The sequence below is a fragment of the Polaribacter marinaquae genome (assembly GCF_038019025.1).
GTDB lineage: Bacteria > Bacteroidota > Bacteroidia > Flavobacteriales > Flavobacteriaceae > Polaribacter > Polaribacter marinaquae.
In genome coordinates, this window is sequence record NZ_CP150496.1 from 258,635 (window position 1) to 273,392 (window position 14,758).

The following is a 14,758-nucleotide window of genomic DNA, read 5'->3' on the forward strand; positions in this document are numbered from 1 at the left end:
TTATTTATAAAATTAAATAGTAAAAATGTTTGCAACCAACTCGAATTTATTTAAAGAATTAAGAAAGGATTTGTTAATTTCTTTAAAGCTAGCTTTAATTTTAGGAGTAGTGTTTATACTGATAAATCAACAGTTTACAGTAAAAGGAATGGCTCTAACATTTTTAATATCTGCTATGTATTCTTTTACATTGGGTTTAGGAAACGGAATTTTAAACGAATTCTTAAACAAAAAATGGGATTGGGTTACCGAAACGAATAGTAGAGTTTGGGCAGGTGTTGTAGCAACATTTATTTATACTGTTATTGCAGTTTTAATTATTCATTATGTACAATACATTTTAATATTTGGTTACAAATTCGAAGATTTTTTTAAAGGATTTTTAATTTGGGTTCATTTATTTGCCATCGTTTTTTCTCTTGGAGTAGCCGTTTTTTTTCATGCAAAAGGTTTTATGATCAACTGGAAAAAGGCAATGACCAAAGAAAGTACGCAACAACAAATTGTGGCGAAAACAGAAACTGCAAAGTTCGAATCTCTTAAAAATCAGTTAGATCCTCATTTTTTATTCAATAGTTTAAACGTTTTAACAAGTTTAATTGGAGAAAATCCTAATCAAGCAGAAAAATTTACAACCAAACTTTCTAAAGTTTATAGGTACGTTTTAGAACAAAGAAATAAAGATTTAGTACCAATTACCGAAGAATTAAATTTTGCCAAAACTTACATGCAATTATTAGGTATGCGTTTTGAAGATGCTGTAAAATTTAATATACCAGATCTAGTAAGTAACAACGATCTTAAAATTGTGCCATTATCACTGCAATTATTACTAGAAAATGCAGTAAAACACAATGTGGTTTCATCTTCAAAACCTTTAGAAATATCAATTTACGAAGAAGATAATTATTTAATCATAGAAAACAACATCAATCCTAAAGAAGCAATAGGTAAAAGCACCAAAGTTGGGTTGCAAAATATTGCAGATAGATACGGATTAATCACTCAGAAAGGAGTGAAAATAGAAAACAATAACAAAACTTTTAAGGTGAGCTTGCCTCTCTTATATAAAATAAATGACATTATGTACACAGACGATTTAGAAAACAGCAAATATGTAAAAGCAGTAGAAAAAGTAGAAAAATTAAAAGAATTTTATCAGAATTTAGCTTCTTACTGTATTGTAATACCTTTTTTAATATTTATCAATTTAAGATTTTCTCCAGGATTTCACTGGTTTTGGTTTCCAATTTTTGGTTGGGGAATGGGCTTAATTTTTCACTTCTTAGAAGTTAATAATTACAATATTTTCTTAGGAAATAATTGGGAGGACAGAAAAATTAAAGAGATAATGGATAAAGAAAATCAACAAAAAAATTACAGATAATGAAAACGAATTATATAGAAGAACAAAACTATATTTTAGCAAAAAAGAAGGTTGAAAGGTTAAGTAAGTTTTACAAGCATTTAGTAGTTTATATTGTAGTTAATACTTTTTTAAGTGCAATTTTTATTGTTGGTGATATAAATGATGGTAGTACTTTTACACAAGCAGTGTTTTACAATAGCAACTATAAAATTTGGTTGTTTTGGGGAATAGGAATCGCTTTTCAAGCCATAAATACATTTGGTTTAAATATCTTTTTTACAAATGATTGGGAAAAAAGAAAGATAGATAAATTTATGAACGAACAAAATTATAGACAATAAAATGGAGGTAAATTATACACAAGAACAAAAACTTTTTGTTGCTAAAAAAAGGGTAAAAAAGATCAAAGGTTTCTATTCTCACTTAACCGTTTACTGCATTGTAATACCAACTTTAATTTTTATAAATTTAAAATTCGATCCTAGTTTTCATTGGTTTTGGTTTTCTTTATGCGGTTGGGGTATTGGTCTTTTCTCTCATTGGTTTGCGGTTTTTGGCATGAACTTATTAGGTTTTGGAGAAAATTGGGAAGAAAAGAAAATTAAAGAATTAATGAATAATAATTAAAACTGTTATGGAAAAAGATTTTAGAAAAGAACAGCAATATATTAAAGCAAAAAAAAGAGTAAAAGCCATTAAAGGTTTCTACATTCACTTAATAGTTTTTGTGTTGGTAAATATTTTTATTAGCGGAATTGTTATTTTTGGTTTAATGCAAAATGGATATAATTTTAAAGAAGCATTAACCAATTTCGGCACCTATTCTACATGGTTATTTTGGGGAATCGGTATGTTTTTTCATTGGTTAGGTGTATTCGGATTTAATTCTATTGGTTTTGGCTCTAATTGGGAAGAAAAAAAAATTAATGAGATTTTAGACAGACAAAACGATAGAGACAACAAAAGGTAATTATGAAAAATGCAGATGAATACAAATATGCAAAAGCAAGAAAGAAAGTAGAAAACATTAAAAAGTTTTACAAACATGTAGTTACTTATCTAATAGTAAATTTATTTTTAACATTTGTTTGGAAATTTTCGTTTAAAATATTTGGAAACTTTATATTGAGCAATCAATATGATAGTGACGGATTTAAACACATTCCGTTTTGGTTAATTTGGGGAATCTTCTTAATATTTGATGCATTTAGAACTTATGATGTGATTACTATTTTTGGTAAAGATTGGGAAGAAAGAAAAATGAAAGAGTTTATGAAATAAAACATTTCATTCATAAAAAGTAAAAAAGAAAACAATTTCTATGAACGTATTAATAATTGAAGATGAAAAACCTGCTGCAAGAAGATTAAACAGAATGTTAGCAGAATTAGATATAGAAGTACAACAAATGCTACATTCTGTAGAAGAATCTTTAAGTTGGTTACAAAACAATCCGCACCCAGATTTAATATTTTTAGATATTCAATTATCAGACGGTTTGTCTTTTGAAATATTTGAAGAAATAGAAGTAAAGTCTGCAATAATTTTTACAACGGCTTATGATGAATATGCTTTAAAAGCGTTTAAATTAAATAGTATAGATTATTTGTTAAAACCTTTAGATGAAGATGAATTAAAGGTTGCTGTAAAAAAATTTAAAGAAAACCAACCAAAGCAATCAGACGTTCAAGTAAACTTAGATGATATCCGTAAACTTTTGGTAAATCCTGTAGATCGTAAATTTAAAAAACGAATCTCAATCAAAGTTGGGCAACATATTAAAATTATTAATATTGATGAAGTTGAATGTTTTTATAGCGAAAATAAAGCTACATACATTCATACATCAGAAAATAGGAATTATTTATTAGATGGCTCTTTAGAAAACTGGCAAGAACAACTAGATCCAGAAAAGTTTTTTAGAGTAAACCGTACTTTTATTATCAATATAAATTCGATTAAAGATATCATTGCCTATTCTAATTCACGCTTAAAATTGATTTTAAATACGTATCAAGATTCAGAAATTATTGTAAGTAGAGAACGAGTAAAAGATTTTAAAAATTGGATTGATTAATTTAGTTGTTTTTTATTTTAGAACATAATTTTAATACAATCCACTTGTAAAAAACTACAATTCACTATATTTCTTTTTTTATTGATGATGATAAGTTTCATTTTTGATGAAAATTAGAAATTATGAAAAGAAAAGTAAGGTTAATATTAGTATCATTAGTTGTTTATTTAATTATAATTTTAAGTTCACATATTATTTCGAAATCATTAAATAATTATGAAAAAGATGATTTTTTTAAAGTTTATGTTACATCATTTATAATAATTTTCTTACCAGTTTCTATATCAATATTCACTTTTAGAAAAAATCAAAAAAGCAATTTTTATATTAAAGCTCCATTAATTTCTTTTGGATTAGTTTTTGTAGCTATTTATTTATATTTCTCGAAAATATTATTGAAAGAAAGTTATAGTTTTTTAGAATTTACAACTCTAATGAACTCTTTAATTGGTTTTTTTATCTCATTATTATTTAATTTTTTGTTATTGATTAAATCGAAATATGCTGATAAAAATGGAAAGTTATTCTTAAAAGTTAGTTATTCAATTAAGAAGATTTTAATAATAGCTCTAACTACAACAATTATATATAGTATTTTAATAATATTAGGTTCTGCTAGTTTTACAAAATTGATTTTTGTTTGGACAACATTATTTCCATTTGGTTTACTTTTCGCTTTTTTAACTATTACTTTTTTAAATAACTTTCAAAGCAATAATTTATTTAAAATTATTATTATGTACTTGTTGGTTATACTTTTATTTGATTTTCTTACGACTCTGCCTTTAATGACTAGAACATATGAGATTACTTTTTCTAATAGGCTTTATTTAAACATATTATTGTCAATAGCCTTATTTTCACCTTATTACTTGTGTATAGTGCTATTAACTCATTTGTATTTTCTGAAACTTGTTTCAAAACAAGAAAAAACTTTTTTAATTCAACAATCTATAGAATCACAATTAAACTATCAACAATTAAAAAATCAAATAAGTCCGCATTTTTTGTTTAATAATATTAATGTTTTAACCAGTTTAATTGAAGAAAATCCTAAAAAAGCAGTAACTTTTTCTGAAAATTTATCACATATTTATCGTTATTTTTTAGAGCAAGAAAAGCAAGATGTAGTTTTAGTAAAAGATGAAATTGAATTTGCAAAAAGCTATTTACAACTTTTGAAAAGTCGTTTTGAAGTTGGTTTTAATTATTCTATATCTATTGATGAAAAAATAAATGAAAAATACATTGTTTCTACCATTTTACAGCAAGTTTTAGAAAATGTTGTAAAACATAATATTATCAATGAAAATAATATTGTTGATGTAAAAATTACATCCGAAGAAAATTATTTAATTGTAGAAAATAATAAGATTCTAAAATCAGTAAAGATAGAAAATTCAAAAAAAGGAATAGAAAATATAATACAAAGAATTGCTTATTTTACAGATGATAAAGTAATTATAAAAAAATCTGAAACACATTTTGTTATTCAATTACCAATTTTAGAAACCGTTTAATGAAAGCCTTAATTATAGAAGACGAATTGCCATCAGCAAGAAGATTAGAGAGAATTTTAAAAGATTTTGATGTTGAAATTTTATCAGTATTAACATCAGTAAAATCTTCTATAAACTGGTTTCAAAATAATAAACAGCCAGATATTATTTTTCTAGATATTCAACTTTCTGACGAATTGTGTTTTGATATTTTTAAACAAATAGATATTACTTCTAAAATAATCTTTACAACCGCATTTAGTAACTATAGTTTAAAAGCTTTTGACTACAATAGTATTTCTTATTTACTAAAACCAATTAATAGACTAAAACTTTCTAATGCAATCGAGAAAGTTAAAGAAATTCATCAAAAAGATATCGACTTAGAAAAATTTAAAAAGTTAGTTAGTAATTTTAAGATTGATAATTTTAAAGAATCTTTTACTGTAAAAGTTGGTAAAAAGATTAAAATAATTGAAATCGATAGAATATCTTTTTTCTATAGTTTAGAAAATGCAACATATTTAAAAACTTCTAATTTAAATTATATAATTAATTACTCATTATCAAGTTTAGAAAATATTCTAAATCCAGAAAAATTTTTTAGAGTAAACAGAACTTTTATTGTGCATATTAACGCTATAAAAGATATCATTGCGTATTCTAATTCTCGTTTAAAGTTAATTTTAAATTCTTATAATGAATCCGAAATTATTGTAAGTAGAGAACGTGTAAAAGATTTTAAAAATTGGATTGATTAATTTTTAAATTGAAATTATTACTTCACTTCAATAATAATCCTAACTTCGCGAACTTTAAAATAATTACACTTCTAAAGTAATTATAAAAATAATTTTCATGAATATTTATAAGAAAATTGAAGCTGAAATATTAACAGCTTCAAACATCGTAATAACAGCTCATAAATCTGCAGATGGAGATTCTGTAGGTTCATCTTTAGGATTACTTCATTTTATAGAGAAATTGGGTAAATCTGCAGTAATTTGTCATCCCGATAAAGCACCCGGTTTTTTACATTGGTTAGATACATCAGAAATACTTTTAATGGATGAAAATCCTGAAGAAGTTGCAAATAAAATCAGTAAAGCAGATTTAATTTTTTGTTTAGACTACAATGCAATTAGTAGAGTAGGGCCAGAAATGGAATCTTTGTTGGCAGCTTCTACTGCTAAGAAAATAATGATAGATCATCATTTAAATCCAGAAGATTTTCCTGATATTATTGTTTCTGAAACAACTGCATCATCAACATCACAATTAATTGTAGATTTAATAGAGCAGTCTGATAATTTAGATGTATTAGACGCTAAAATAGGTACCCCGTTGTATTTAGGTATTTTAACAGATACAGGTAGTTTTAGATTTAATTCTGTAAAACCAAGAACGCATGAGGTTTTGGCTAAATTATTAGCTGCAGGTGTAGAACATCATTTAATTCACGAAAAATTGAGTGATAATAATACAGAAACTCGCTTGCGCTTACAAGGTTTTGCAATGAGCGAAAAGTTAGAGGTTTTATATGATTATAATGTTGCTATAATTTCTTTGTCTAAAGAAGAATTGGCAAAGTATAAATATGTTAAAGGAGATACCGATAATTTAGCAAATTTAGTTTTATCAATAAAAGGCATGAGAGCCGCCATAGTTTTTACAGAAAGAGACGGAATTATGAAAATTTCTTTTCGATCTAAAGGAGCAGAAAATCCTGTAAACCTTTTGGCAAAAGAACATTTTAATGGTGGTGGTCATGCAAATGCAGCTGGCGGAATGAGTGAATTGTCTGTAGAAGAAACATTGGTAAAACTTAAAAGTTTAATTCCGGAATATTTTTCTAATTAGAAGGAACAAAACTCTTCAAATAATTTCTTAAATGTTAAAGTTTGATTATTTTTATCAAAATTTACGAAGATGAGTCAGCAGGAAGAATTTTTTGAATACATTAATAATGGCTACAAAACTAAAGGTGAGTCTATTGAGTTAGGCGCTGCAATGTTAGGTGAAGAAACCATAACAAACGCCATTGTTAAAGTTCCTTTAAAAACTTTAAATAGGCACGGTTTAATTGCTGGTGCAACAGGAACCGGAAAAACCAAAACTTTACAAGTTTTAGCAGAAAACCTTTCAGAAAAAGGAATTCCGGTTTTGTTAATGGATATAAAAGGAGACCTTTCTGGTTTAGCACAACCAAGCCCAGGACATGCAAAAATAGACGAACGTCATGCAAAAATTGGATTTGAATTTACTGCTCAAAAATTTCCTATTGAAGTTTTAACGATATCTGAACAAGATGGTACAAGGTTGCGTGCAACAATATCAGAATTTGGACCAGTTTTGTTATCTAGAATTTTAGATTTAACAGAAACACAAAGCGGAATTGTATCTATAATTTTTAAATATTGTGATGACAATAAATATCCGTTGTTAGATATTAAAGATTTTAAAAAGGTATTACAATTTGTAACGCAAGAAGGTAAAGAAGAGATTCAAGCAGAATATGGTCGAATTTCTACTGCAAGTACAGGTGCAATCTTACGTAAAATTGTAGAAATAGAGCAACAAGGTGGTGATTTGTTTTTTGGTGAAAAATCTTTTGATGTAGAAGATTTAACAAGAATAGATGAAGACGGTAAAGGAATTATTTCTGTTTTACGTTTAACAGATATTCAAGACAAACCAAAGTTGTTTTCTACATTTATGTTGCAATTATTGGCAGAAGTTTATGAAACTTTTCCAGAGCAAGGGGATTCTGGAAGACCAGAATTGGTAATTTTTATTGATGAAGCACATTTAGTTTTTGAAGAAGCTTCTAAAGCATTGCTTAATCAAATAGAAAGTATTGTAAAATTGATTCGTTCTAAAGGTATAGGTTTGTATTTTGTAACGCAAAACCCTAAAGATGTACCAGAAGATATTTTAGCACAATTGGGTTTAAAAATTCAGCATGCATTAAGAGCGTTTACTGCTAAAGACAGAAAAGCAATAAAATTGGCTGCAGAGAATTATCCAGATTCTGAATATTACGATACGAAAGAAGTGTTAACTCAATTAGGTATTGGTGAAGCCTTTGTTTCTGTTTTAAACGAAAAAGGAATACCAACACCATTGGCTAGAACAATGTTAAGAGCACCAATGAGTAGAATGGATGTTTTAACACCCAAAGAACTTAAAAGTGTTATTAATAATTCGAGACTTTTTTATAAATACAATGAAAATTTAGATAGAGAAAGCGCTTATGAGTTGCTAAACTCTAAAATTGAAAAAGTAAATTTAGCTGAAGCAAAAGCAATTAAAGAGGCTGAAGAAAAGAAGGAAAGAGAAAAACTAGCAAAAGAAAAAGAACGAGAAAGAAAAAGAGAAGAAAAAGCGTCTAGAAGTTATTCTAGAAGAAGAAGTACAGCTCAAAACCCAATTGTAAAAGTACTTACAAGTGCAACCTTTATAAGAGCAGCCTTCGGAATATTAAAAAAAGTTTTAAAATAACAAAAATAGATATAGCACGTTATAAACGTATAAACTACCAAGTATGATTAAAAAAAATATATTATCAATAGTAATAATTGCATGTTCACTTTTAGTAATTAGTTGTGGCGATGGAGGAAGATTTACAATAGAAAAAGGTAAAGTAGGTCATTTAACACCAAAAACAACTATTGAAGAGTTAGATGAAATTTTTGAAAATGATTCTATTGTTAAAAATTTAAGTGAAGGGGCTTTAGGTGATAATTATTTTCAAGATGATGACGAGTATTTGGTATATGAAAAAGGAGGGAAGTTAAAACTAACAATTGTACCTAAAGAACAATTAGATTCTGTATCTACAATTAAAAGTATCGAAATTCATGATTCAAGATATGCTACTGAATCTGGTATCAATATTAATTCTAGTTTTTCTGAAATAAACTTAAACAATAATATAAATAGAGTAGAGTCTACTTTTTCTACTGCAACATTATTTATAGATGATTTAAACGCAACTATAGGAATCGACAAAGAAGAATTAGGCTTAAAAGATTTTTCTACTCAGAATGTAACTTTAGAACAAATTCCTGATTTAGCAAAAATGAAATCTTTTATTGTTTGGTTTAATTAATAGAATATGAGCACGTATTCTATAGAAAATAGTAAAGATTCAATTTTAAGACCAAATTCTGAGTTCGAAAGAAGAATTATTCTTCAATATTATCTTGATAATGATATTAAAATTAACGAGATAGAAAGAGGTATTTTAAATGAATGTCATGTTTCAGAACACGAGTCTATAGGTATTATTGGTTGCTTGCTAGATGATAAATCTTTACTAAATTCTTTAAGATTAGTTATCGGTGCAAATAATAGATCTAATTTTAAACTTTCTACATTATCAAATTCTTTACTAGATTCAGAAATTTTAAAAAAGGCTGTTTCTTATTATTTTGAAGAAAATAAATACGATAGTCTTAATAGAAATGAACAAATTATAAGAAGAGAATTTAACATCGTTTATTAAATGAAAAAATACACAATTCAGAAATCTCCGTTTGTTGTACCAACAACAGATGGTAAATTAATAGAAGAACATTTTGGTAATGCAACTGATGGTAATTCTCAAATAAGTATTGCACATATGGTTGCGCCATCTAAATGGAGTGAGCCATTTCAAAAACCAGAATTTGACGAATACACTTATATTATTAAAGGTAAAAAGCAATTTATTATAGATGGAGAAACTGTTATTTTAAAAACAGGCGAGTCTATTAAAATTGAAAAAAATACTAGAGTGCAATATTCAAATCCTTTTGATGAACCTTGTGAATATCTTGCAGTTTGTTTACCTGCATTTTCTATCGATTTAGTAAATCGAGAAGAAAATTAAGACCTTTTTTTTGCGATATAAAAAGGTAAATAAATTAGTAAAAAGTAAGGGATTACTATAATCTCTACTACAAAAATGTATTTTGGCCACTCTCCGAATAAATCTAATAAGGTTTCAGCATCTGGTTTTCTATTGGTGTAAAAATAGTTAGAACCTAAGAAATAATTTAATACAAACATAATTATCATATAAATTTGCATTGCTAAAAATGATTTTGCTACACTTTTTATAGTTGGTCTCATTTTATATATAAACGTGGCATATAGCATAAAAATGATTAGTCCTGCGTGTACAAACCAATATCTAAAAAACTTAAAATTTAAATAATTAGATTCATCTGGTGTTATTAAGGACTGTAAAGTTCCTGCAAAGACTAAAAATAGAAGAATTTCGTAGTATATAAGTTTTCTGGTAAGTGACAAAACAGGTATAATAATTGCCATAAAACTACATAAATGTAATGGTAAGTCTTTTTGATAATTAAAGTTTCCTTTATAAAAGTTTATAATTGTACCTAGTATTACGGTAAAAGAAAGACTGAAAGCAAATATATTTCCTATTAATATTTGTTTTCTTTTAGATTGACTTTTTGCAAATAAAAGTAAAAGAAATCCAAAAATAATTAAACAAGCGACTACACTTAAGTGCTGATTTGTAAAAGGTGTAAAATCATTGTTTTCCTTCAAAAAGAAATCCATAAAACGTACTAAATATAATTTTGTTACCTCTAATATTATGAGGTTTAAATGAGTTAAATTTATAATTGATTTTTACAATATATAGATTTATAATTTAATAAATTGCATAAAATCTATTTTATGAATGATACAATTGCACCCAAAACCATAAGACAAGTATTTGTTTTATTATTAATATTAGTTATAGGTATTTTGATTTTTAAGGAAATGATGCCTTATTTATCGGGCGTTTTAGGTGCTATAACTGTGTATGTCTTGCTAAGAAAATGGATGATTATTTTAGTAAAAAGAAAATGGCATCCAGATGTAGCAGCAATATTTTTAATGTTGATATCATTTGTATGCATTTTATTACCAGTAACAGGTTTATTAATGATGTTGGGCAGTAAAATAGGAGATGCAGTTAAAAATTCTGCAGAAGTTACACAGGCCCTAAAAGATATATTTGGTAAAATAGAAAATAGATTTGGTTATGATTTAGCTGAAAAAATTAATGTATCTGAAGTTTCTACTTGGGTTACAAGCAATTTAGAAGGTTTTGCAGGCGGTACATTTAATATTTTTATAGCAATTGGTATCATGTATTTTATGTTGTATTATATGTTTACCAATAGATCAGAACTTAGAAATTCTTTGTATCAATATATACCAATAAGTGATAAAAATTTAAAAATTATAGGAGAAGAATCTCAAGCAATGGTTCGTTCTAATGCAATTGGTATTCCGTTAGTTGCTATTGGTCAAGGTATAATTGCTCTAATTGGTTTCTTAATATTTGATATTAACGATCCTTTCTTTTGGTTTATAATTGTTACTGTAGGTTCTATGATTCCGTTTGTGGGAACTCTTATAGGAATCTTACCCGTTTTTATTTTAACAATTTCTACAGGAAACAATTTTGCAGCTTGGGGAATTCTAATTTATGGTTTAGTTGTAGTAGGTTCTACAGACAATATTATAAGGCTGTTTGTTTTAAAGAAATTAGATAATGTACATCCGTTAATTACATTAATTGGTGTTATTGTTGGTGTGCCTTTATTCGGATTTATTGGTTTAATTTTTGGACCATTACTAATAAGTTTATTCTTAGTGATAGTAAGAATTTATAGAAAAGAATTTGGTGCACAAAGATCAGAAGAAAATGTACTTTAAATAATTGGTAGTTTTTTGTTTTTTTTCTTGTTAATATAATGTCTTAAAACTCCGCCTTTAACACTATTTACATCAAACTCTACAATAAATGCATTTTCATCTAAATTTTGTACAATTCGATACATTTTTTTAATATCTATTCTATTGATTATAGAATGGATTATATCAAAATCTTCTGATTTGCCGTTGCTACCAAAACCAGAAGATCCTTTGTAAATTGTTAAACCTACACCCAATTCTTCTAAAATAGCTTTTTTAATAATTTTATGTTTTCTAGAAACTATTGTTACACCAATAAAATCTTCAAAGCCTTCTATTACTGTATCTGTAACTTTAGCGGCAATTATATATGTTAAAATTGAATAGAGAGCAACTTCTACAGAGACCACAAAAGCTGTTATTGTGAATAGAATAATGTTAAAAAATAATACAATTTTACCGATGCTTAATCCGAATTTATCGTTTAAGTAAACACCCAAAATTTCAGATCCATCTAAAACAGAACCATTTCTTATCGCTATTCCAATACCAGAACCAACCAATAAACCACCAAATATTGAAATTAGCAGTTTATCGTTGGTAATAGTTTGAAAGTTCTCTAAATGAATAAACAAGGCTAAGCCTAAAATACTTATAATAGATTTAATTACAATTCTTTTCGAAACTGTAAAATAACCTAATATTAAAAAAGGTATACTGAATACTAACAATAGATAAGACATGTTAATGTCTACTTGCGTTCTTACTAAAAGTGCAATACCAGTTACACCACCATCTAGAAATCCGTTTGGTAATAAAAAGGCCTTCAAGCCCAAACTTGTTAAAACGATTCCAACAAATATTTGAAAATATTCTGATAGGTAAGTGGTTACATTTTTAATTGACATTATTTAGATTTTCTAGTACAAGCTAAAAGAGTATTTTTTAATAACATTGCAATTGTCATAGGACCTACTCCACCAGGAACTGGCGTTATAAAATCAGATTTTTTAGAAACTTCTTCAAAAGCAACATCGCCAACCAATCTAAAACCATTTTTTTTAGTTGAATCTGCTAAACGCGTAATTCCTACATCAATCACAGTTACATTGTCTTTAACCATGTCTGCTTTTAAAAATTCTGGAATACCAATTGCAGCAATTACAATATCTGCTTGTAATGTAATTTCTTTTAAATTTTTTGTTCTACTATGGCACATTGTAACAGTTGCATTACCAACTTTACGTTTTTGAGATAAAAGTATACTCATTGGACTACCAACAATATGGCTTCTTCCTAAAACAACTACATGTTTACCTGATGTTTCTACGTTGTATCTATCTAATAATTCTAAAATTCCGAAAGGAGTTGCAGAAATAAATGTTGGTAAGTTTAAAGCCATTTTACCAACGTTAGTTGGGTGAAATCCATCAACATCTTTTTCAGGATCTACTGCCATTAATATTTTTTGCTCGTCTATGTGTTTAGGTAATGGTAATTGTACAATAAAGCCATCAATATCATTATCTACATTTAAAACAGCAATTTCGTTAAGTAGTTCTTCTTCTGTAGTTTCTTCTGAAAGTCTAATTAATGTAGATTCAAAGCCAACACGTTCACATGCTTTTACTTTTGCATTTACATAAGTTATACTAGCACCGTCGTTACCTACAATTACCGCAGCTAAATGAGGCGTTTTATGGCCTTTGTCTTTTAAGTCTCTAACTTCTAAAGCAATTTCTTCTTTAATGTCTGCAGATGTCTTTTTTCCGTCTAATAAAATCATTGTTCTTTTAAAATATAAATATTGATAGTTATGTTAAAATTATTGAATTCTTTTAATATGTTATAGTCATTTTCTAAACTTTTTAATTCATCATCAGATAAATTAAAAACTGTGGCGTAAAAAACGTACTTGTTTTTTTTATTAAATTTTTGAAAAGATCTTGTGTCTCCCTTAAAATCAACAAAATCTAATTTGGTTAAGTTAGGAAAAAAACTAGCAACATCTTCGACATTAATATTTTCTTTATTTAAATAATTAATAGCTTCTAAGCGCAAAGAATGATAAGGAATGTGGGCTAAAGTAGCATCCCAACCTTGTGAGATTTCCTTTGGATAAATCCATAAATTACCTGTTACAAGACCAAGAAATAAGATGCTATAAATAATTTTTTTTCTAGTAAAAAAGAATATAATTATTCTAAAAGATAGTGTTATAAATATAATATAAGAAACTATAAAATATCGATGGCCAATGGTGTTAGTAGATATTAATGAAATTAGAATAATAAAAAATACAGAAGAAATTGATAATAATAATAACTGTTTATTTTTAATAGAGTTTATTATTTTTTTACCAAAAAGAATGAACGAAACAATTAAAAATAAGAAAATAAAAATTTTACCAAAGTCTAAATATCTTTGTACTAAAATAAAACAGTTTTTAACAAACCATTTAATATCAACAAATTGCCATAAACTAGCCCAAGGAGAATTTGGATGAGTTTGCAACCAACCTTTAGTAATAAGTCTCCAAACCACAAAAGAGATGCCAGTTATATTGCCAAAAAAATAAATTAACAGGAATTTAAAATTTAAGATAGAATTTATTTTCTCTCTTTGAATGTATAATTTATTCAGCACATCATAAAGAAAAATTCCTGCAACTAACATCATACTTCTGTATGATATAATGCTTAAAAATATAAGACCAATAAATTTTAAGTAATCGTTTTTAAATAGAATCGAGTTTACAACTAAAAAAAAGAAAAATAGAATAATTATTTCTGGATTAACAATAACAAAAGAGGTTGCTAAGCTTGGTTCTGCAATTATTAGAATAAATAAAAAGAAGTGCTTATTAGAAGCTTCTATAAAATAGGAAATAAATTTTCTAATTTGAAAAAAGAACCCAATAGTAAAAGGTAATATCAATAAATGAGAAACCCATAATTCATGACCAAAAATTTTCCAGAAAATGGCTAATAAAAAACCTAAAAAAGGCGGATGACCAGGATCGAAACTAATAGGAATATTCCAGTCGAATAAAGAGTTTTCATACAAATGATTACCCATTTTTGAAGCAAACAATACATTATCCCAAAACAT

18 protein-coding genes are annotated in these 14,758 nt (G+C 26.7%); 14 read left to right on the forward strand and 4 right to left on the reverse strand.

Features of this window, described 5'->3' with window-relative positions; all coding sequences use genetic code 11:
- Nucleotides 1-25 precede the first annotated feature (25 nt).
- The 13 genes from WG950_RS01175 to WG950_RS01235 all read left to right on the forward strand — a co-directional run bounded on the left by WG950_RS01175 (nucleotide 26) and on the right by WG950_RS01235 (nucleotide 9,818).
- Complete coding sequence (locus WG950_RS01175) at nucleotides 26-1,387, forward strand: 2TM domain-containing protein (protein WP_340933585.1); 1,362 nt, start codon at nucleotides 26-28, stop codon at nucleotides 1,385-1,387.
- Complete coding sequence (locus WG950_RS01180) at nucleotides 1,387-1,710, forward strand: 2TM domain-containing protein (RefSeq protein ID WP_340933587.1); 324 nt, start codon at nucleotides 1,387-1,389, stop codon at nucleotides 1,708-1,710. Before WG950_RS01175 ends, WG950_RS01180 begins: the two co-directional genes overlap by 1 nt.
- Nucleotide 1,711: 1 nt before the next feature.
- The gene (locus WG950_RS01185) at nucleotides 1,712-1,996 is read left to right on the forward strand and encodes a 2TM domain-containing protein (RefSeq protein ID WP_340933589.1); all 285 of its coding nucleotides are present in this window, start codon (nucleotides 1,712-1,714) and stop codon (nucleotides 1,994-1,996) included.
- A 7-nt stretch (nucleotides 1,997-2,003) separates the two neighbouring features.
- The gene (locus WG950_RS01190; RefSeq protein WP_077809483.1) at nucleotides 2,004-2,339 is read left to right on the forward strand and encodes a 2TM domain-containing protein; all 336 of its coding nucleotides are present in this window, start codon (nucleotides 2,004-2,006) and stop codon (nucleotides 2,337-2,339) included.
- Between the two features lie 2 nt (nucleotides 2,340-2,341).
- Nucleotides 2,342-2,650, forward strand: a complete 309-nt coding sequence (locus tag WG950_RS01195) for a 2TM domain-containing protein (protein WP_340933591.1) — start codon at nucleotides 2,342-2,344, stop codon at nucleotides 2,648-2,650.
- A 40-nt stretch (nucleotides 2,651-2,690) separates the two neighbouring features.
- A complete protein-coding gene (locus WG950_RS01200) occupies nucleotides 2,691-3,446 on the forward strand; it encodes a LytTR family DNA-binding domain-containing protein (protein WP_340933593.1) in 756 nt (251 codons plus the stop codon).
- Between the two features lie 122 nt (nucleotides 3,447-3,568).
- Nucleotides 3,569-4,966 carry a sensor histidine kinase gene (locus WG950_RS01205; RefSeq protein ID WP_340933595.1) on the forward strand — a complete coding sequence of 466 codons (1,398 nt, stop codon included), beginning with the start codon at nucleotides 3,569-3,571 and terminating at the stop codon, nucleotides 4,964-4,966.
- Entirely contained in the window at nucleotides 4,966-5,706 is a 741-nt protein-coding gene (locus WG950_RS01210; RefSeq protein WP_340933597.1) for a LytTR family DNA-binding domain-containing protein, read from the forward strand. The genes WG950_RS01205 and WG950_RS01210 overlap by 1 nt, the downstream gene beginning before the upstream one ends.
- 97 nt (nucleotides 5,707-5,803) lie before the next feature.
- Complete coding sequence (locus WG950_RS01215; protein WP_340933598.1) at nucleotides 5,804-6,805, forward strand: DHH family phosphoesterase; 1,002 nt, start codon at nucleotides 5,804-5,806, stop codon at nucleotides 6,803-6,805.
- 69 nt (nucleotides 6,806-6,874) lie between these two features.
- The gene (locus WG950_RS01220) at nucleotides 6,875-8,446 is read left to right on the forward strand and encodes a helicase HerA-like domain-containing protein (RefSeq protein WP_340933600.1); all 1,572 of its coding nucleotides are present in this window, start codon (nucleotides 6,875-6,877) and stop codon (nucleotides 8,444-8,446) included.
- 43 nt (nucleotides 8,447-8,489) lie between these two features.
- Entirely contained in the window at nucleotides 8,490-9,056 is a 567-nt protein-coding gene (locus tag WG950_RS01225; protein ID WP_079736735.1) for a hypothetical protein, read from the forward strand.
- 6 nt (nucleotides 9,057-9,062) lie between these two features.
- Nucleotides 9,063-9,452: a hypothetical protein gene (locus WG950_RS01230; RefSeq protein WP_340933601.1), complete on the forward strand. Its 390-nt coding sequence runs from the start codon at nucleotides 9,063-9,065 to the stop codon at nucleotides 9,450-9,452.
- Nucleotides 9,453-9,818, forward strand: a complete 366-nt coding sequence (locus WG950_RS01235; RefSeq protein WP_340933602.1) for a cupin domain-containing protein — start codon at nucleotides 9,453-9,455, stop codon at nucleotides 9,816-9,818.
- Here WG950_RS01235 and WG950_RS01240 read toward each other — a convergent pair.
- Nucleotides 9,815-10,516, reverse strand: coding sequence for a TIGR02206 family membrane protein (locus tag WG950_RS01240; protein WP_340933603.1), 702 nt, complete (start codon nucleotides 10,514-10,516; stop codon nucleotides 9,815-9,817). The two genes, WG950_RS01235 and WG950_RS01240, sit on opposite strands and share 4 nt — an antisense overlap.
- Nucleotides 10,517-10,636: 120 nt before the next feature.
- On the opposite strand from WG950_RS01240, the gene WG950_RS01245 reads away from it, so the two are divergent.
- The gene (locus WG950_RS01245) at nucleotides 10,637-11,668 is read left to right on the forward strand and encodes an AI-2E family transporter (RefSeq protein WP_340933604.1); all 1,032 of its coding nucleotides are present in this window, start codon (nucleotides 10,637-10,639) and stop codon (nucleotides 11,666-11,668) included.
- On the opposite strand, the gene WG950_RS01250 is transcribed toward WG950_RS01245, so the two are convergent.
- The 3 genes from WG950_RS01250 to WG950_RS01260 are packed head-to-tail and all read right to left on the reverse strand — an operon-like array spanning nucleotide 11,665 to nucleotide 14,758.
- Nucleotides 11,665-12,555 (reverse strand): YitT family protein, encoded by an 891-nt coding sequence (locus WG950_RS01250; RefSeq protein WP_340933606.1) that lies wholly within the window; start codon nucleotides 12,553-12,555, stop codon nucleotides 11,665-11,667. The genes WG950_RS01245 and WG950_RS01250 overlap by 4 nt on opposite strands.
- Nucleotides 12,555-13,433, reverse strand: coding sequence for a bifunctional methylenetetrahydrofolate dehydrogenase/methenyltetrahydrofolate cyclohydrolase FolD (folD, locus tag WG950_RS01255; RefSeq protein ID WP_077809470.1), 879 nt, complete (start codon nucleotides 13,431-13,433; stop codon nucleotides 12,555-12,557). The genes WG950_RS01250 and folD overlap by 1 nt, the downstream gene beginning before the upstream one ends.
- Entirely contained in the window at nucleotides 13,430-14,758 is a 1,329-nt protein-coding gene (locus WG950_RS01260; protein ID WP_340933609.1) for a hypothetical protein, read from the reverse strand. Before WG950_RS01260 ends, folD begins: the two co-directional genes overlap by 4 nt.